20 protein-coding genes and 4 tRNA genes are annotated in these 17,965 nt (G+C 45.0%); 22 read left to right on the top strand and 2 right to left on the bottom strand.

Annotated features, from left to right (window positions below; translation table 11 throughout):
* The 7 genes from FHQ30_RS13485 to ruvB all read left to right on the top strand — a co-directional run.
* Positions 1 to 181, top strand: a 181-nt coding sequence (locus tag FHQ30_RS13485) for a hypothetical protein (RefSeq protein ID WP_267965307.1), incomplete at its 5' end; no start/stop codon positions are given.
* A 21-nt stretch (positions 182 to 202) separates the two neighbouring features.
* On the top strand, positions 203 to 1,972 hold the full coding sequence (gene aspS, locus FHQ30_RS11275) for an aspartate--tRNA ligase (RefSeq protein ID WP_139612066.1): 1,770 nt from the start codon (positions 203 to 205) through the stop codon (positions 1,970 to 1,972).
* Positions 1,973 to 2,401 (top strand): dihydroneopterin triphosphate diphosphatase, encoded by a 429-nt coding sequence (nudB, locus tag FHQ30_RS11270; RefSeq protein WP_139612067.1) that lies wholly within the window; start codon positions 1,973 to 1,975, stop codon positions 2,399 to 2,401.
* Between the two features lie 37 nt (positions 2,402 to 2,438).
* Positions 2,439 to 3,179 (top strand): YebC/PmpR family DNA-binding transcriptional regulator, encoded by a 741-nt coding sequence (locus tag FHQ30_RS11265; RefSeq protein WP_132966955.1) that lies wholly within the window; start codon positions 2,439 to 2,441, stop codon positions 3,177 to 3,179.
* Between the two features lie 60 nt (positions 3,180 to 3,239).
* Positions 3,240 to 3,818 (top strand): crossover junction endodeoxyribonuclease RuvC, encoded by a 579-nt coding sequence (gene ruvC / locus FHQ30_RS11260; RefSeq protein WP_139612068.1) that lies wholly within the window; start codon positions 3,240 to 3,242, stop codon positions 3,816 to 3,818.
* A gap of 63 nt (positions 3,819 to 3,881) precedes the next feature.
* Positions 3,882 to 4,493, top strand: a complete 612-nt coding sequence (ruvA, locus tag FHQ30_RS11255) for a Holliday junction branch migration protein RuvA (RefSeq protein ID WP_139612069.1) — start codon at positions 3,882 to 3,884, stop codon at positions 4,491 to 4,493.
* A 21-nt stretch (positions 4,494 to 4,514) separates the two neighbouring features.
* On the top strand, positions 4,515 to 5,519 hold the full coding sequence (gene ruvB / locus FHQ30_RS11250) for a Holliday junction branch migration DNA helicase RuvB (protein ID WP_139612070.1): 1,005 nt from the start codon (positions 4,515 to 4,517) through the stop codon (positions 5,517 to 5,519).
* 33 nt (positions 5,520 to 5,552) lie between these two features.
* On the opposite strand, the gene FHQ30_RS11245 is transcribed toward ruvB, so the two are convergent.
* Positions 5,553 to 5,864, bottom strand: coding sequence for a DUF5339 domain-containing protein (locus FHQ30_RS11245; RefSeq protein WP_139612071.1), 312 nt, complete (start codon positions 5,862 to 5,864; stop codon positions 5,553 to 5,555).
* A gap of 514 nt (positions 5,865 to 6,378) precedes the next feature.
* Between FHQ30_RS11245 and FHQ30_RS11240 the strand changes: the two genes are divergently transcribed.
* The 15 genes from FHQ30_RS11240 to FHQ30_RS11170 all read left to right on the top strand — a co-directional run bounded on the left by FHQ30_RS11240 (position 6,379) and on the right by FHQ30_RS11170 (position 16,852).
* Entirely contained in the window at positions 6,379 to 7,929 is a 1,551-nt protein-coding gene (locus FHQ30_RS11240; protein ID WP_139611407.1) for a cytochrome ubiquinol oxidase subunit I, read from the top strand.
* 14 nt (positions 7,930 to 7,943) lie between these two features.
* Entirely contained in the window at positions 7,944 to 9,080 is a 1,137-nt protein-coding gene (cydB, locus tag FHQ30_RS11235; protein WP_139611408.1) for a cytochrome d ubiquinol oxidase subunit II, read from the top strand.
* Between the two features lie 35 nt (positions 9,081 to 9,115).
* Positions 9,116 to 9,214 (top strand): CydX/CbdX family cytochrome bd oxidase small subunit, encoded by a 99-nt coding sequence (locus FHQ30_RS11230; RefSeq protein ID WP_132966971.1) that lies wholly within the window; start codon positions 9,116 to 9,118, stop codon positions 9,212 to 9,214.
* A 2-nt stretch (positions 9,215 to 9,216) separates the two neighbouring features.
* A complete protein-coding gene (gene ybgE / locus FHQ30_RS11225) occupies positions 9,217 to 9,504 on the top strand; it encodes a cyd operon protein YbgE (RefSeq protein ID WP_139611409.1) in 288 nt (95 codons plus the stop codon).
* Between the two features lie 247 nt (positions 9,505 to 9,751).
* A complete protein-coding gene (gene ybgC, locus FHQ30_RS11220) occupies positions 9,752 to 10,147 on the top strand; it encodes a tol-pal system-associated acyl-CoA thioesterase (RefSeq protein WP_139611410.1) in 396 nt (131 codons plus the stop codon).
* 31 nt (positions 10,148 to 10,178) lie between these two features.
* A complete protein-coding gene (gene tolQ / locus FHQ30_RS11215) occupies positions 10,179 to 10,868 on the top strand; it encodes a protein TolQ (protein WP_132966977.1) in 690 nt (229 codons plus the stop codon).
* 37 nt (positions 10,869 to 10,905) lie between these two features.
* Entirely contained in the window at positions 10,906 to 11,328 is a 423-nt protein-coding gene (gene tolR, locus FHQ30_RS11210; RefSeq protein ID WP_132966979.1) for a colicin uptake protein TolR, read from the top strand.
* A 22-nt stretch (positions 11,329 to 11,350) separates the two neighbouring features.
* Positions 11,351 to 12,604, top strand: a complete 1,254-nt coding sequence (gene tolA, locus FHQ30_RS11205) for a cell envelope integrity protein TolA (RefSeq protein WP_139611411.1) — start codon at positions 11,351 to 11,353, stop codon at positions 12,602 to 12,604.
* 31 nt (positions 12,605 to 12,635) lie between these two features.
* A complete protein-coding gene (gene tolB, locus FHQ30_RS11200) occupies positions 12,636 to 13,940 on the top strand; it encodes a Tol-Pal system beta propeller repeat protein TolB (RefSeq protein WP_132966982.1) in 1,305 nt (434 codons plus the stop codon).
* A 26-nt stretch (positions 13,941 to 13,966) separates the two neighbouring features.
* On the top strand, positions 13,967 to 14,422 hold the full coding sequence (gene pal, locus FHQ30_RS11195; protein ID WP_132966984.1) for a peptidoglycan-associated lipoprotein Pal: 456 nt from the start codon (positions 13,967 to 13,969) through the stop codon (positions 14,420 to 14,422).
* A 244-nt stretch (positions 14,423 to 14,666) separates the two neighbouring features.
* A tRNA-Lys gene (locus FHQ30_RS11190) sits at positions 14,667 to 14,742 on the top strand.
* 26 nt (positions 14,743 to 14,768) lie between these two features.
* A tRNA-Lys gene (locus FHQ30_RS11185) sits at positions 14,769 to 14,844 on the top strand.
* Between the two features lie 21 nt (positions 14,845 to 14,865).
* Positions 14,866 to 14,941: transfer RNA gene (locus tag FHQ30_RS11180), tRNA-Lys, on the top strand.
* 22 nt (positions 14,942 to 14,963) lie between these two features.
* A tRNA-Lys gene (locus tag FHQ30_RS11175) sits at positions 14,964 to 15,039 on the top strand.
* A 154-nt stretch (positions 15,040 to 15,193) separates the two neighbouring features.
* Positions 15,194 to 16,852, top strand: a complete 1,659-nt coding sequence (locus tag FHQ30_RS11170; protein WP_139611412.1) for a SulP family inorganic anion transporter — start codon at positions 15,194 to 15,196, stop codon at positions 16,850 to 16,852.
* 42 nt (positions 16,853 to 16,894) lie between these two features.
* On the opposite strand, the gene FHQ30_RS11165 is transcribed toward FHQ30_RS11170, so the two are convergent.
* Positions 16,895 to 17,965, bottom strand: coding sequence for a sulfate/molybdate ABC transporter ATP-binding protein (locus FHQ30_RS11165; protein ID WP_139611413.1), 1,071 nt, complete (start codon positions 17,963 to 17,965; stop codon positions 16,895 to 16,897).

Below are 17,965 nucleotides of genomic sequence, written 5' to 3'. Positions count from 1 at the left end.
GATCAACAGACCCTATAACGAATTATATTTGCCCAAGTGCGGTTTCAGCCTGATTAGCGAAACCGCACTTTTGATTTTAGCGGTTGATAAACCAGTTCATTCCTACCAAAAATTCCGCTATAATCCGTCAGTTAATCTTCTCAACTTTTTCTCAATTTCGAGAATCGGGAATTCAATTTAATATCAGCAAGGAACACACACTATGATGCGGACACATTATTGCGGATCACTGAATCAAAGCAATGTCGGACAACAAGTTACATTAAGCGGTTGGATTCATCGTCGTCGAGATTTCGGAGCGATGATTTTTGTCGATCTGCGTGATCGTGAAGGCATTGTGCAAGTGTTTTTTGATCCAGCACAGCAAGAAGCGTTTGCAGCGGCGGCGACATTGCGCAATGAATTTTGCGTGCAGATTCAAGGGGAAGTGATTGCCCGCACCGAAAAAAACATCAATCCGGATATGGCGACCGGCGAAGTGGAGGTGCTGGCGAAAACGCTGAAAATCTACAACAGTGCCGCTGTGTTGCCGTTGGATTTCAATCAAAATAATACCGAAGAGCAGCGCTTAAAATACCGTTATCTCGATCTGCGCCGCCCAGAAATGGCACAACGGATTAAAACCCGTGCCAAAATCACCAGTTTTGTACGCCGCTTTATGGATGAACACGGCTTCTTGGATATCGAAACCCCGATGCTGACCAAAGCCACGCCGGAAGGCGCGCGCGATTACTTGGTGCCAAGTCGGGTGCATAAAGGCAAATTCTATGCGCTGCCACAATCGCCGCAGTTGTTCAAACAATTACTGATGATGTCCGGTTTCGATCGTTATTATCAAATCGTAAAATGTTTCCGCGATGAAGATTTGCGTGCCGATCGCCAACCTGAATTTACCCAAATCGATGTGGAAACTTCGTTTATGAGCGCGGAAGAAGTGCGTGAAAAAATGGAAGCATTGGTGCGCGGCTTATGGCAACAGATTATCGGTGTTGATTTGGGGCAGTTCCCGATCATGACTTATGCCGAAGCGATGCGCCGTTTTGGTTCGGACAAACCGGATTTGCGTAATCCGCTGGAGCTGGTTGATGTTGCCGATTTGTTGAAAGCGGTGGAATTTAAAGTGTTCAGCGGCCCGGCGAACGATGCGAAAGGGCGCGTAACCGCACTTCGTGTGCCAAGCGGGGCAACGTTGACCCGTAAACAGATTGATGAATACACCCAATTTGTCGGCATTTACGGTGCCAAAGGTTTGGCATGGCTGAAAGTAAACGATCTGTCCGCTGGTGTGGACGGTGTGCAAAGCCCGATTGCCAAGTTTTTGTCAGCCGAGGTGCTAAGTGCGGTGTTGACACGCACTCAGGCGCAAAACGGCGATATTATTTTCTTTGGTTCGGATAAGTACAATATCGTGACCGATTCGATGGGGGCATTGCGTCTGAAAGTCGGCAAAGATTTAGCGTTGACCCAATTAGATCAATGGAAACCGCTGTGGGTAATCGATTTTCCAATGTTCGAACGTGACGAAGAAGGTCACTTGGCGGCAATGCATCACCCGTTCACTTCACCGAAAGATTTCAGTCCGGCAGAACTGGCACAAGATCCGACCAGTGCAGTCGCCAATGCCTATGATATGGTGATCAATGGTTACGAAGTCGGTGGCGGTTCAGTGCGGATTTTCGATCAAAAAATGCAACAAACCGTGTTCAGCATTTTGGGCATTAACGAACAAGAGCAACAAGAGAAATTCGGTTTCTTACTCGATGCGCTGAAATTCGGCACCCCGCCACACGCCGGCTTGGCGTTTGGTTTGGATCGCCTCACCATGCTGTTGACCGGAACCGACAATATCCGTGATGTGATCGCCTTCCCGAAAACCACTGCCGCAGCCTGTTTGCTGACCGACGCACCGAGTATTGCCAACGAGCAAGCGTTGAATGAGCTTGCTTTAACGGTCGCAAAAGCGAAAGAGTAAATGCCAGGATTTAAACGCCCGGAATCGGTGTTGGTGGTGATTTACGCCACTGACACCGAACGTGTTCTGATGTTGCAGCGTAACGACGATTCGGACTTTTGGCAGTCGGTGTCAGGCAGTTTGGAACAAGGTGAAACCGCACTTTGCGCCGCAAAACGTGAAGTGGCGGAAGAAACGGGGTTAAGTGCGGTTGGTTTAGTTGATTGTCAGTGTTCTGTGGATTTTGAAATTTTTCCGCAATTTAGGCATAAATACGCACCCAATATAACCCATTGCCACGAGCACTGGTTTTTATTGCCATTAGCTGATGAGTGCGAAGTGCGGTTGAGCGAGCATTCGGCGTATTGCTGGGTGACGGCAGAGCAGGCAGTGACAATGACGAAGTCGTGGAACAATGCGGCGGCGATTGAGCAGTTTTTATTAAAATAATCAGTCATTAAAAATACATAGAAAGAGGAAATTGAATATGGCAGGGCATAGTAAATGGGCGAATATTAAACATCGTAAAGCGGCGCAAGATGCGCAGCGCGGTAAAATTTTTACTAAACTGATTCGGGAATTGGTGACGGCAGCCAAAATCGGCGGCGGTGATGCGGCAGCAAACCCGCGTTTGCGTGCGGCGGTGGATAAAGCCTTAGCCAGTAATATGACCCGTGATACCATTAACCGTGCGATTGAACGTGGCGTGGGCGGTGGCGATGATACCAATATGGAAACCCGTGTGTACGAAGGCTATGGTCCGGGCGGCACGGCGGTGATGGTGGAGTGTTTGAGCGACAATGCCAACCGTACCATTTCGCAAGTACGCCCGAGTTTCACCAAGTGCGGTGGCAACTTAGGCACGGAAGGCTCGGTCGGTTATCTGTTCACCAAAAAAGGTTTGATTTTAATTGCGCAAGGCGATGAAGATGCGCTGATGGAAGCGGCAATCGAAGCTGGTGCTGACGATGTGCAACCACAAGATGACGGTAGTTTTGAAATCTATACCGCTTGGGAAGAGTTGGGCACGGTGCGTGACGGCATTGAAGCGGCAGGTTTTAAAATTGAGAGTGCCGAAGTGTCGATGATTCCGTCCACTACGGTGGATTTGGATGCCGAAGCCGCGCCCAAATTGCTACGCTTGATTGATATGCTGGAAGAGTGTGACGACGTGCAGAACGTATATCACAACGGCGATATCAGCGACGAAGTAGCGGCGTTGTTGTAATCTTTAGTGTAGGGTGGGTCTTGACCCACCTTTTTTATTGCAAATTTTTGATAAACAGTTATGGCAATCATTTTAGGCATTGACCCCGGCTCGCGTGTCACCGGATACGGTGTGATTCGACAGAATGGGCGCAAGTTGGAATATCTGGGTAGCGGGGCGATTCGTACCGCCGTTGAGGATTTGCCGACCCGCTTGAAGCGGATTTATGCCGGTGTCAGTGAAATTATCACCCAGTTTCAGCCGCAGATGTTTGCGATTGAACAGGTGTTTATGGCAAAAAATCCCGATTCCGCCTTGAAATTGGGGCAAGCACGTGGTGTAGCGATTGTTTGTGCCACTAATTTTGATCTGCCGGTATTTGAATATGCGGCGCGATTGGTCAAACAAACCGTGGTCGGCAGCGGTTCGGCGGATAAAGTCCAAGTGCAGCATATGGTGACCCGCATTCTGAATTTATCAGCTGAACCACAGGCGGACGCTGCCGATGCACTGGCGATTGCCATTACTCATGCACACAGCTTGCAGCACTCTCTTCAAATTGGTAAAACCGTCAATACCGCACTTAACATGGAAAAGAGCGGTCTGGTTCTCAAAGCGCGTTACAGTCGAGGGCGCTTTCGTTTAAAAGCAGAAAAATAACTGGTTATTTATACAGTTTTATTTTATGCTATGCCACATTATACGGATTAAAGAGAAATCATCATGATCGGACGCTTACATGGCACGTTGTTAGAAAAACAACCACCGGAAATTTTACTGGACGTGCAGGGGGTCGGCTATGAGCTGCTGCTGCCAATGACCAGTTTTTATCACCTGCCGGAAGTCAATCAAACCGTAACGTTGTTCACGCATCTGGTGGTGCGTGAAGATGCGCATCTGCTGTTTGGCTTTGCCACTAAGCAAGACCGCACTTTGTTCCGGGAATTGATTAAAACCAATGGCGTCGGACCGAAACTGGCGCTGGCAATTCTCTCGGCGATGTCGGTTGATGAGTTTGCATTTGCGATCGAGCGGGAAGAGTTGTCTAAACTGGTGAAAATTCCCGGGGTCGGTAAAAAAACCGCTGAACGGTTATTGGTGGAATTAAAAGGCAAATTTGCCAATATGCCGAAGGCTGATTTCTTTGTTAAAATGCCGAACGGTAGCCATCATGAATTGGATTTAAGTACACCGAATTATGAAGATGATGCGGTAGCGGCACTGGTGGCGTTAGGTTATAAAGCCTTGGATGCAGAAAAAATGGTGAAACGGGTTGCCAAACCGGAACTGACAAGCGAACAACTGATTCGTGAAGCGTTAAAAGCGGCGCTATAAAACAGAAGAGAAAAGAGCGGTATGATTGAAGCAGATCGAATTATCAGTGCGGTAGAAATCGGTGAAGAAGATGTTCTTGATCGTGCCATTCGCCCTAAATTATTGCAAGATTATGTCGGGCAGAATGCGGTGCGTGAGCAGATGGATATCTTTATCCGAGCGGCAAAGCTGCGCAAAGATGCGCTGGATCACCTGCTGATTTTTGGTCCGCCGGGATTGGGAAAAACCACGCTTGCCAATATTATTGCCAACGAAATGGGGGTGAATATCCGCACGACCTCAGGGCCAGTGTTGGAAAAAGCCGGGGATTTGGCGGCGATGCTGACTAATCTGGAAGCGCATGATGTGCTGTTTATTGATGAAATTCACCGACTTTCACCCGCAATTGAAGAAGTGTTGTATCCGGCAATGGAAGATTACCAACTGGATATTATGATCGGCGAAGGGCCGGCGGCACGCTCGATTAAACTGGATTTACCACCGTTTACCCTTGTCGGTGCAACGACACGCGCCGGTTCATTGACTTCGCCGCTGCGTGATCGTTTCGGGATCGTACAACGTTTGGAGTTTTATTCGGTGGAAGATTTGACCTCGATCGTGACGCGCAGCGCCAATTGTTTAAATTTGCGGATTGAAGAGGGCGCTGCTCTGGAAGTGGCTCGTCGTTCACGCGGTACACCGCGTATTGCCAACCGTTTACTGCGTCGGGTGCGTGATTATGCCGATGTAAAAAACAGTGGTTTGATTAGTATTGGAATTGCTTGCTCGGCACTGAAGATGCTGGATATTGATGCCAAGGGTTTTGATTATATGGATCGCAAACTGTTAAGTGCGGTGGTGGAGCGCTTTGACGGCGGTCCGGTCGGTTTAGACAGCTTGGCGGCGGCTATCGGTGAAGAACGCGAAACAATTGAAGATGTATTAGAACCGTATTTGATTCAGCAGGGGTATTTACAGCGTACGCCACGTGGACGGATCGCAACCTCAAAAACTTATCTACATTTGGGCTTGGATTCCCGTATTTAGTGAGTAAATAAGTTTTTATAAGAGAATGAGTGGTTAAGGTTGAACTTGTTGATTCTTGATGTTGTTCAGTGCAACCAAGCCTTTGTCACAGCTTTTGATCTGTACTTCACGTTCTAAAGCTAAGATTTGTTTTTTACTTTGTGAGAGTTTGTTTTTGATATTGGCGAACTGGGTGTGAGTGCCCGGTTGTTTTTCCGCTTCTTTGATCAGTTGCTCGGTTTCGGTAAAGAGTTGGTTACATTGCTGCGGGATACTGCTTGTTATGGGGGTACTGGTAGAGGTATTGGCTGAGGCAGCACCGATGAATAATGCCAGGGCAGCAGAAGCAACAATTTTTTTTAACATTTCCTTTTCCTTCGATGAAAAATACAAAACAACGAGACAACATTGGCGCTATCGATACATTTATCAGCCTTGATAATTTTGCCTGCGAAAAATCTTTCCACAAAATAGCAAAAGAATAAAACGATGTCTATAAAAGCAACGAAAATATTTGTTTTATGTGTAGAATGTCCGACTAAATTTATAGGGTATGTGTATAAAAAATAGCAATATTTTCAATAAATTGATTTAAATCAAAATGGGGTAGTTCGTGAATGGAGTAATTTTTTGAGATATGTTCAAAAATGTGACGGGAATATTAATTTTTCTGTTTTTAATACTCGCATTACAGAGTATTATAGGCAGGCATAAATTTAGCTTATTTAAAGATTTATCTAGATTGTGTCAATTTGGCTGGTTTGGATAAGTGTTTTGAGTAAGTTAACTTTATTAACATCAGGAATATTTGTCGGATGTTTGGGGTGATTACGAATGTAATCAATGTCAGAGAAACTTGTAGTATATACAAGGAGTTGAGATGTTAGATATTGTTGAACTCTCGAGATTGCAGTTTGCGTTAACTGCGCTATATCACTTTTTGTTTGTACCACTTACTTTAGGCCTTTCCTTTATTCTGGTGATAATGGAAACCTTGTACGTGGTTACCGGCAAAGAAGTGTATAAAGATATGACCAAATTTTGGGGTAAATTATTTGGTATCAATTTCGCCTTAGGGGTAACAACCGGGATAACAATGGAATTCCAGTTCGGTACCAACTGGTCGTACTATTCACATTACGTAGGCGATATCTTCGGTGCGCCTTTGGCTATTGAAGCGTTATTGGCTTTCTTTATGGAATCGACTTTTGTCGGCTTGTTCTTCTTCGGATGGGACAGATTGTCAAAAGGCAAACATTTGATGGCGACTTATTTGGTTGCATTCGGCTCCAATTTGTCGGCGATGTGGATTCTGGTAGCAAACGGTTGGATGCAAAATCCGATTGGATCTGAATTTAATTTTGAAACCATGCGAATGGAAATGACCAGCTTCTTGGATTTGTGGTTGAATCCGGTGGCACAAAGTAAATTCTTGCATACCTTGTCTGCGGGTTATGTTTGCGGCGCTATTTTTGTATTGTCCATCAGTTCTTACTACCTGTTAAAAGGTCGTGATATTGGCTTTGCAAAACGCTCTTTCTCCGTTGCTGCGTCTTTCGGCATTATTGCTATTTTCTCCGTCTTGCTGATGGGGGATGAATCCGGTTATGAAATTGGACAAGCACAGCCGGTGAAATTAGCTGCGATGGAAGGGGAATGGCATACTTCACCTGCGCCTGCCGATTGGAATATGGTGATTATCCCTAACGAAGCGGAAATGAAAAATGACTTTGCAATCCAAATTCCATATGCTGCGGGGATTATTGCAACGCGTTCTTTAACCAAAGAAATTACCGGTTTAACCGAGCTGAAAGCTATTAATGAAAAGCGTGTTCGTAATGGTATTATGGCCTATGATTTATTGCAGAAATTGCGTAGTGGTAGTGCCAGTGAAGCTGATAAAGAGTTGTTTAAAGTTTACCAAAAAGATCTGGGATTTGGCTTATTGTTAAAACCATATACTGAAAATGTGGTCGATGCAACAGAAGCGCAAATTCAGCAGGCTGCTGCGGATACGATACCTAAAGTAGGACCAACATTCTGGTCATTCCGTGTCATGATGCTGACCGGTGGCTTAATGTTACTGTTATTGATTGGTGCATTTGCTCAAACTGCACGCAAAACAATCGGTTCTAAACCTTGGTTCTCAAAAGCACTCCTGTTTGCTTTACCGTTGCCATGGATTGCAATTGAAAGTGGCTGGTTCTTGGCGGAATATGGTCGTCAACCTTGGGCAATTTATGAAATGTTGCCGGTCGGCGTGGCAAATTCTGCTTTGACAACCGGTGATCTATGGTTCTCAATCATTTTAATCTGTGCGTTATACACGATTTTCTTGATTGCAGAAATGTATCTGATGTTCAAATATGGACGTTTGGGACCAAGTTCATTGAAAACCGGTCGCTACCATTTTGAACAAACAGCAAGATAATCAGGAGCCTAATCATGATTGACTACGAAATTCTACGCTTTATTTGGTGGCTGCTTGTGGGCGTTTTGCTCCTGGGTTTTGCAGTGACCGATGGTTTTGACATGGGGGTTTTGACCCTATTGCCTTTCGCTGGTAAGAAAGAAGTTGAGAAACGAATTATGATCAACTCGATTGCACCACATTGGGACGGCAACCAAGTCTGGCTATTGACCGCTGGTGGAGCAATGTTTGCTGCTTGGCCGATTGTTTATGCGACATCTTTCTCCGGCTTCTACATTGCCATGATTCTGGTGTTAGCTGCACTTTTCTTCAGACCGGTTGGTTTGGAATATCGTGCGAAAATTGATAATCCAAAATGGCGTACAGCCTGGGACTGGGGATTATTCCTTGGTGGCTTTGTACCGTCATTGGTATTCGGTGTGGCATTCGGTAACTTATTACAAGGTGTTCCATTTGAATTTAACGATATTTTACAAGTTAAATATACCGGTTCATTCTTCGGTTTGCTGAACCCATTTGCTTTGCTGTGTGGTTTAATCAGCTTGTCTATGCTGACAACCCAAGGTGCAGCATGGTTACAAATGAAAACCACTGCCGAATTACGTGATCGCGCACGCATGATCACTCAAGTCGGGGCGTTTGCAACCGTTATCACTTTTGTGTTGGCTGGGGTATGGTTGTTATTTAAAGATGGTTATATTGTAACCAGCGTCATTGATAAGAGTGGCCCTTCAACGCCGTTGGGAAAAGAGGTTATCTTGGAAACCGGTGCATGGTTTAACAACTACAGAGAAATGCCGATTCTTTGGGCACTGCCTATTCTTGCGGTTGTTTCTGGTTTATTGAATATTGTGTTTTCTAAAGCGAACCGCTCTGGATTTGCATTCCTGTTTTCATCATTGACGATGGCAGGTATTATCTTTACCTGTGGTGTTGCAATGTTCCCATTCATTATGCCGTCAATTACTCATCCGAATACCAGTTTGCTGATGTGGGATTCTACATCTAGCCACCTGACATTAATGCTGATGTTTGTGCTGGCATTAGTTTTCGTGGTGATTTTGCTGGCTTATACAATTTGGGCATACGCAAAAATGTTTGGTCGCTTGGATAGCAACTTTATCGAAGAAAACAAAAACTCACTATACTAATACAAGTAAAGTAGTACAAGTAAAGAGGAATTATTATGTTTTATATAGCTTGGGTGTTAGGCGTTTTATTAGCGGTTTTCTTCGCGGCTATCGTTACGATCAGTATTGAAAAAACCGGTAAATTTGATGAGTAACTATGATTGATCGACTCTATCAATTGGTAAACAAGGGCTCTTATAGAGCCCTTTCACTTATCCTTGCCATTGTCTTAATGGGGTCTATTTTCCTGAATGCCAAAAAATTTGCGCTGGAATTAGGTGGTCCTTCGCCGCTGTTCACACTGTTTTTGATTTGGGGAACCTCTACATTATGGATTCATGGCATGGGGTTAGAAATTAGAAAAGATCGTTGGAAGGCAGTATTTAACCCTCTTATTGGCTATTGCGCAGCAATAGGCGGGCTGTTTTACATCTATTTTATCTAAAATTACAGCTCAAGTGCGGCTTTAAAACCGCACTTCCATTCTTGATTATCATCATATTTTTACTTGTAACAACAAAGTGCGGTATGTTTGTTGTATAGTTGGGTAACATTCATCAACAGACCCTAAGCAAAGCGTCAATATGTTTTATGTGATTAAAAATATAATTTGTGATCCAGCTCCCAATCACTAGACAAATATCAAACAATTCTTGATAATAGCAACTTCGAAAATTGGGAGGATAATAGCGATGCAGCAGATGCCAATCAGAGTTTACTACGAAGATACGGATGCCGGCGGAGTAGTTTATCATGCGCGTTATCTTCATTTTTTTGAAAGAGCCAGAACGGAGTTTTTGCGAGAACTAGGTTTCGAGCAGCAAAAATTATTGGCTGATTTTCATTTAGCGTTTGTAGTACGCAAGATGCAGATTGATTACCGAACAGCGGCAAAATTGGATGATGCTTTAGTGGTGGAAACTCAAATCCGACAGCTTAAGCAGGCAAGTATTGTTTTTGAACAGAAATTATTAAGGGAAGATGAATTATTGTCGGAGGCAACTGTCTTAGTTGCAACGGTAGATTTATCGAAAATGAAACCGATACCGATACCTGAGGAAATCAGGGCGGTGTTGGCAGCAGAGTAAATATTGTAGAACTGACTAATCGGGGTTATTGATGTCAACAGAGTTAAATTTCCTGGCACTTTTTTTAGATGCAAGTGTGATCGTACAGATTGTAATCGCAATCTTGATCCTTTTTTCTATTATGTCATGGGCTATTATTATTCAGCGCAGCGGTATTTTGCGCCAAGCGTTAAAATCTTCTGCCAGCTTTGAAGATCGTTTCTGGTCAGGTGAAGATTTAAATAAACTGTATGAAGGCATGGATAATCGCCGTGACGGCTTAAGTGGCAGCGAACAAATTTTTTATGTTGGTTTCAAAGAGTTTTTGCGTTTGCAACAAACCGCGTCAAGCACGCCGGAATCGATTATTCAAGGAACGAGCCGGGCAATGAATCTGACCTTGAACCGTGAAATCGAAGACGTGGAAAATCGGATTCCGTTTTTGGCAACTGTTGCGTCGATCAGCCCATATATCGGGTTATTCGGTACAGTATGGGGAATTATGCATGCATTTATGGCACTGAGTAATGTGAAACAAGCGACCTTGCAAATGGTTGCGCCGGGGATCGCAGAAGCGTTGATTGCCACTGCAATTGGTTTGTTTGCTGCAATTCCGGCAGTAATGGCGTATAACCGTTTAAGTTTGCGTGTCAGCAAATTGGAACAGAACTATGCCAACTTTATCGATGAATTCACGACAATTTTACATCGTCAAGCTTTTGCTAAAAAAAGCGTTAATTAATTTCCGCACAGCGTATCGTAAAGTATAAGAGGATAGTATGTCATACAGACGCAAACGTCGTGATATGAAGTCGGAAATTAATATTGTTCCGTTTCTGGATGTGTTATTGGTGTTACTGTTGATTTTTATGGCGACAGCGCCAATTATCAGCCAGAGTGTGCAGGTTGAATTGCCGGATTCGGTGGACAGTCAGTCGGTTTCCAATGAAGATAAAACACCCATTATTTTAGAAGTTGCGGGTGTCGGCAGCTACACGTTGGCGATCAACGGTGAACGACATGAGAATTTAACCGAGCAGATGGTGACCGAAATGGCAAAACAAGAGTTTGATAAAGATAACAACAGCTTGTTTTTAGTTGGTGGTGCAAAAGAAGCACCTTATGAAGAGGTGATCAAAGCTTTGAATTTGTTGCATCTTGCCGGTATTAAATCCGTCGGCTTAATGACCAACCCTTTATAATAGAATAATCAAGGGATCAACGGTGCAGACTGAGAAAAAACAGAAATTAAATCGTGCAGTTTTGATTTCAACTATCCTGCATGGACTGCTGTTCGGAATCCTGATTTTAGGATCCTTATGGTATAAATATATGCCGGCTGCCGGTGGTGGCGAAGGTGAAGGCGAGGTTATGGGCGCGGTGATGGTAGATACCGGATCGGCCGCGCAAGAGTGGGGACGAATTCAACAGCAACAAAAAGGAGATGTTGAAAAAGCCAAACGTGAAGAGTTGGAGCAGCGTGCCCAAGAGCAAGAGAAAAAACAGCAGGAGCAGCAGCGCCTGTTACAAGAACAGCAACGACAAGAACAGCAACGACAAGAGCAGCAGCGACAAGAGCAGCAGGCAAAAGCTGAGCAAGCTAAACAAGAACAAGCGAAGCAAGAACAGTTAAAACAAGAGCAGGCAAAGCAAGAAGAGATTGCTCGCCAACAGCGTATAGCCAAAGAGGCTGAAGCCAAACGCATTGCAGAACAGGCAAAACTGAAAGCAGATGCGGAAGCAAAACGTTTAGAGGCTGCGGCTAAAATAAAGGCAGAGCAAGAAGCGCAGGCAGAAGCAGCTAAGGCAAAAGCAAGTGCGGAAGCGAAGGCACAAGCAGAAGCCAAGGCACAAGCAGAGGCGGACGCTAAAGCCAAAGCACAGCAAAAAGCACAAGAAGACGCTAAAATAAAAGCCGCAGCAGAAGCCAAGGCAAAAGCGGATGCGGAAGCCAAAAGCAAAGCAGAAGCTGCCGCAAAAGCCAAGGCAGAAGCTGCCGCAAAAGCTAAAGCAGAGGCTGCTGCTAAAGCGAAAGCGGATGCTGCAGCGAAAGCGGCAGCAGAAAAAGCGTCACAGCAAGCGGCATTAGATGATTTTATGAACAGTGGAACCATCGGTGGCGGTTCAAGTCGTAGCGGTGGCAACCAAAACCAAGGCGGAACAACAGGTAGCGGCGCCGGCAGGGTAAGTGGAGCTGATGGGGCGCGTGTCGGTGATGAATATGCCGGTTTGATCAAACGTGCGATCAACCGCAATTTTAGAGGTGATAGAGCAGCTTTGTTAGGTAAAGTATGCAATATCAAAATTTCACTGGCAAGAGATGGAACGATTTTGGATTATCAGAAAGTTTCCGGTACAGATGATATTTGTGTTCCGGCATTAAGAGCGGTTGCGGCAACCAAAAAAGTGCCACCGCCTCCTTCTGATGCAGTGTATGATAAGTATAAAAATCCATTGATTGCATTTGATTTAAAATAAACGTGATTAACGACCTTGATAGGGGATTTAAATGAAATATATGACTCGAATAGTGAGCTTTTTTGCTGTTGTGTTGTTGTTACTCAGCCACACCGTTCGTGCCGAAGAAGTACGAATAGTGATTGATGAAGCGGTGGAAGGGGCGCAACCTATAGCTGTGGTCCCATTCAAATGGAATGGTCCAGGTTCAGCACCGGCGGATATTGCAGACATTATTGCGGCAGATCTCAGATATAGCGGCAAATTTAACCCGATTCCGGTGAGCAGAATGCCACAAACTCCATCTGCAGCGTCAGAGGTTAATCCGCAAGCTTGGGCTGCGCTGGGTATCAGCGAAGTCGTAGTTGGGCAGATCACCCCGACAGGTGCGGGTTATAATATTGCCTATCAGCTAGTAGATACCATTGGTAATGGCGGTGTAGGGTCGGTTTTGCAGCAAAACAGCTATACGATCCCGAATAACAAGCAGTTACGTTATGGTGCGCATACTGTGAGTGATGAAGTTTTTGAAAAACTGACCACTATTCGTGGTGCGTTCAGAACCCGTATTGCTTATGTAGTACAACGCAATGGTGGATCTACCCCTTATGAGCTGCAAGTTTCAGATTATGACGGTTTTAATCAATTTGTGGTTAACCGCAGCTCGCAGCCGATAATGTCTCCAAGCTGGTCAGCCGATGGTAAACAATTGGCATATGTTAGTTTTGAGAATAAAAAATCACAATTAGTGGTACAAGATTTAGGCTCCGGCTCACGCAGAGTGGTTTCCTCCAGTCCGCGACATAATGGCGCACCGGCATTTTCGCCGGACGGATCGCGCTTGGCATTTGCCTCTTCGCGTGATGGACAATTGAATATTTATGTGATGAATTTGGCTTCGGGTCAAACCAGTCAATTAACCAGCGGTGCAGGTAATAATACCGAGCCTAGTTGGTCGCCGGACGGACAATCGATTGTCTTTACCTCCGACCGTGGCGGTAGTCCGCAGGTTTATATGATGAGTGCTTATGGTGGCGGTGCCAGTTATGTCGGTGCCGGCGGCAGAAGTTACAGTGGTCAGATTACTTCTGACGGCAAATATCTGATTATGATTTCGGCTGATCATATCGTTAAAAAAGATTTGGCAACAGGAAGCGTAGAGGTTTTGGGTTCGACGTTCTTGGACGAAAGTCCGAGTGTATCCCCTAACGGAACCATGATCATTTATAGCTCTACACAAGGGCTGGGGAAAGTGTTACAATTAGTGTCCGCTGACGGACGCTTTAAAGCAAGGTTACCAGGTGCAGGCGGGCAAATTAAGTTCCCGGCTTGGTCGCCATTTCTAACTAAAAAGTAGTATCTTATAAACTAAGGAGTAATAAAATGAAAAAACTTGCAAAAGTTTTGATGGTAGCTGCACCTGCATTCGTATTAGCTGCATGTAGCAGCTCTTCCGATGACTCTGCTGCGAAAGGTCAATTATTCGGTAACTATACCGCTGAAGATTTACAACAGCGTTATAACACTGTGTATTTCGGCTTTGATCAATACAGCATTGAAGGCCAATACCAACAACTTTTAGATGCACATTCTCTATACTTGACTGCTACTCCAGCAAGCAAAGTATTAGTAGAAGGTAATACCGATGAGCGTGGTACTCCAGAGTACAACATTGCATTGGGTCAACGTCGTGCAGACGCAGTAGTAAATTACCTGACTGGTAAAGGCGTGTCTGGTTCACAACTTTCTACCGTTTCTTACGGTGAAGAAAAACCAGCTGTTTTAGGTCATACTGAAGCAGATTACGCTAAAAACCGTCGTGCAGTGTTAGCATACTAATTTATCAGTATTGCAATAAACTGAAAGATAGGACAACCCTGATATTTTTATCAGGGTTTTTTTATTTTGCTGCTATAGCTTAAATTATAAACAAAGATCAACAGACCTTATTGTGTGGGGCATCAGCGAAATTAAAAGCAAGATTGACGATATTGTAGATAAATCAGGCAGCCGGAAAAAAAATCAAAATTTTTGATTGATAACTTTCGCAAAATGAGTATTATAGTGCCTCGTTACAAACGAGGGGTCGTTAGCTCAGTCGGTAGAGCAGCGGACTTTTAATCCGTTGGTCGAAGGTTCGAATCCTTCACGACCCACCACTCGACTTGTGACCACCACTTAATGTGGGTCGTTAGCTCAGTCGGTAGAGCAGCGGACTTTTAATCCGTTGGTCGAAGGTTCGAATCCTTCACGACCCACCACTAAATTGCAATCTCCCAAGCGGGTCGTTAGCTCAGTCGGTAGAGCAGCGGACTTTTAATCCGTTGGTCGAAGGTTCGAATCCTTCACGACCCACCACTTAAATTGCAATCCCCCAAATGGGTCGTTAGCTCAGTCGGTAGAGCAGCGGACTTTTAATCCGTTGGTCGAAGGTTCGAATCCTTCACGACCCACCACTTCATTTTTATATTGTTTCTTCTATAAGCTATTTTATTTGCTAATTTTGCTTAACATTGTGATATAGCTCATTATTTTTTATCATTCAAGTGATTAAGGCAATAAATAGGCATATAATGGCTGACGATTATTTTTTGCAAAAGGACAGTCCGAATGTTCGCCATCACCGAAGCCTATAAGAGCGGCCTATTTTCTCGAAAACATTGGTTAAATAATATTATCGCCGGCGTGATTGTCGGTATTGTTGCGTTGCCATTGGCAATGGCGTTTGCGATTGCCTCCGGTGCGAAGCCGGAACAAGGGATTTATACCTCGATTATTGCCGGGTTTTGTACTACCGTTTTTGGTGGCAGTCGCTTACAGATCAGTGGACCGACCGGTGCTTTCATCGTGGTGCTTGCCGGTATTACTGCGCAGTATGGGATTGAGGGATTGCAAATTGCGACCTTGATGGCGGGGGTTATTTTATTGGCTTTCGGGCTTAGTAAAATGGGCGCCATCATCAAATATATTCCTGCGCCGGTGATTGTCGGATTTACAGCCGGGATTGCAGTGATTATTTGGATCGGACAATGGAAGGATTTTTTTGGTTTACCGGCTGTCGAGGGTGTCCATTTTCATGAAAAATTGTGGAATTTGTTGCAAGTGCTGCCACAATTTCATCCGACAACCGCACTTTTAGCTATTTTGGCGTTATTTGTCGTTTTATACAGTTCCCACATCCCCGGCTTGAAGCGCATTCCAGGTCCCTTGATTGCATTATTATTGATCAGTATTGTCCAGTTTATCTTTCAATTTGACGGTGTCAGAACCATTGGCACCGCTTTTGGCGGTATTCCACAGGGGCTACCTGAATTTAAACTGCCGAGTGTGAGCTGGACCAAGATCATCGAATTAATTGGTCCAGCATTTACCATCGCAATGTTAGGCGCAATTGAATCGCTGTTATCGGCGGTGGTCGCTGATGGTATGGCGGGTACGCGGCATAACTCCAATCAAGAGCTGGTCGGGCAGGGTATCGCCAATATTGCTGCACCGCTGTTTGGCGGATTTGCTGCCACCGGCGCAATCGCACGTACCGCTACCAATATCCGTAACGGTGCAACCAGTCCGCTTGCCGGCATTGTCCATTGTCTGACGTTAGTGGTGATTTTATTGGTATTGGCGCCTTTGGCAGTGCATATTCCGTTGGCGGTGCTGTCTGCCATTCTGTTTGTGGTGGCTTGGAATATGAGCGAAGCCAAGCGTTTTATTAAAATGATCAAGCGTGCGCCGAAAAGCGATGTCGCGATTTTGCTGATTACCTTTGGTTTAACCGTGTTTGCCGATTTAGTGGTAGCGGTGAATATCGGTGTGATTCTTGCCACGCTGCTATTTTTGCGGCGCATGGCAGGCAGCGTTGAAGTCAAGCGGGTATCACAAGCCGATCTATTGGCGCACACCGGCGAAGAGGCGTTGCCGGAAGAGTTGTTGGTTTTCACCGTGGACGGGCCTTTTTTCTTTGGGGCGGTCGAAAATTTTGATCGAGCTTTAGCAGACAGTCAGACCTATCCGAAATATTTGATTATCCGCCTAAAATGGGTGCCGTTTATTGATATGACCGGCATTCAGAGTTTAGAGAATGTGATTTGTAATTTACAGCGACAAGGGGTCAACGTAATGCTATCCGGTGCAAATTACAGTGTTACGCAAAAGCTGCGTCGTGGTGGGATTATCCAACTGATTGGCGAGCATAATATGTTTAAACTGTTTGACGATGCCTTGCGCACTGCACAAAGCGAGCTAAAACAGCTTGAGGATAGTCAGCAATAAATAGCCAAGTGCGGTTTTGACCGCACTTAGCCAGCTCAAATATTATAAATTCATATTCTGGAACAGATTCAAATTATCCGGAATCAAAAATACGGTTTCGCCCAGTTGGTATTGCTGTTGTTGGAATTGGGCTTGGGTCAGCAGCACTTCAATCGGCTGTTGGCTTTGGTTGCTGTGAATCTCCACCCGGGTTAAAAAACCGATATTGTAGATGTGGCTGATTTCGCCTTTTGCCAACGCATTTTTGCTGTGGCGCGATAACGTCAACTCATACGGGCGTACATAAGCAGTGGTTGAGCCGTGGTTGTGGTTTGGTTTGCCGTTGGCTTTTATTTGATGGATAAACTCGCCGATAATTAACTGATCTTGTTCTAAATGTCCATGAAACACATTGGTATCACCGACAAATTCGGTCACAAATTCGGTTTGCGGTGCATAGTAAATATTCCGTGGCAGATCCACTTGTTCGACTCTGCCTTGATTCATCACCACCACTCGATCCGAGACTTCTAACGCTTCTTCTTGATCGTGGGTAACAAAAACGGTGGTAATATTCAATTCGTGTTGCAGCGTGCGCAGCCAGCGGCGCAAGGTTTTGCGCACTTGGGCGTCTAACGCCCCGAAGGGTTCATCCAGCAGCAGTACTTCAGGCTTCACAGCCAAGGCACGAGCCAATGCAACCCGTTGTCGTTGTCCGCCGGAGAGTTGATCAGGATACGACTGTGCCAAATGTTCCAATTTCACCAAGTGTAGCAGCTTGAACACCCGATCTGCAATCTCGGCTTTACTTGGACGCACACGGCGTGGCTGTACTTGTAAACCAAATGCCACATTATCAAAAATCGTCATCTGGCGAAACAGCGCATAGTGTTGAAACACAAACCCGACTTTGCGTTGTGCTGCACTCAGTTCGGTGACTTCACGATTGGCAAACCAAATCTTGCCCGAATCGGCAAAATCCAAACCGGCGATAATTCGCAATAATGACGTTTTGCCGCAGCCGCTTGGGCCAAGCAATGCCGTCAACTCGCCGACATTGAGTTCCAGATTAATATTCTTTAAGGCAGCGAAATCGCCAAAATGTTTATTTAAATTTTGAATCGTCACAGACAT

The organism is Testudinibacter sp. 'clade 2' (assembly GCF_006227735.1).
Taxonomy (GTDB): Bacteria; Pseudomonadota; Gammaproteobacteria; order Enterobacterales; family Pasteurellaceae; genus Chelonobacter.
The sequence above is the reverse complement of the archived record's forward strand: the minus strand, read 5'-3'. Positions and strand labels throughout refer to the sequence as shown.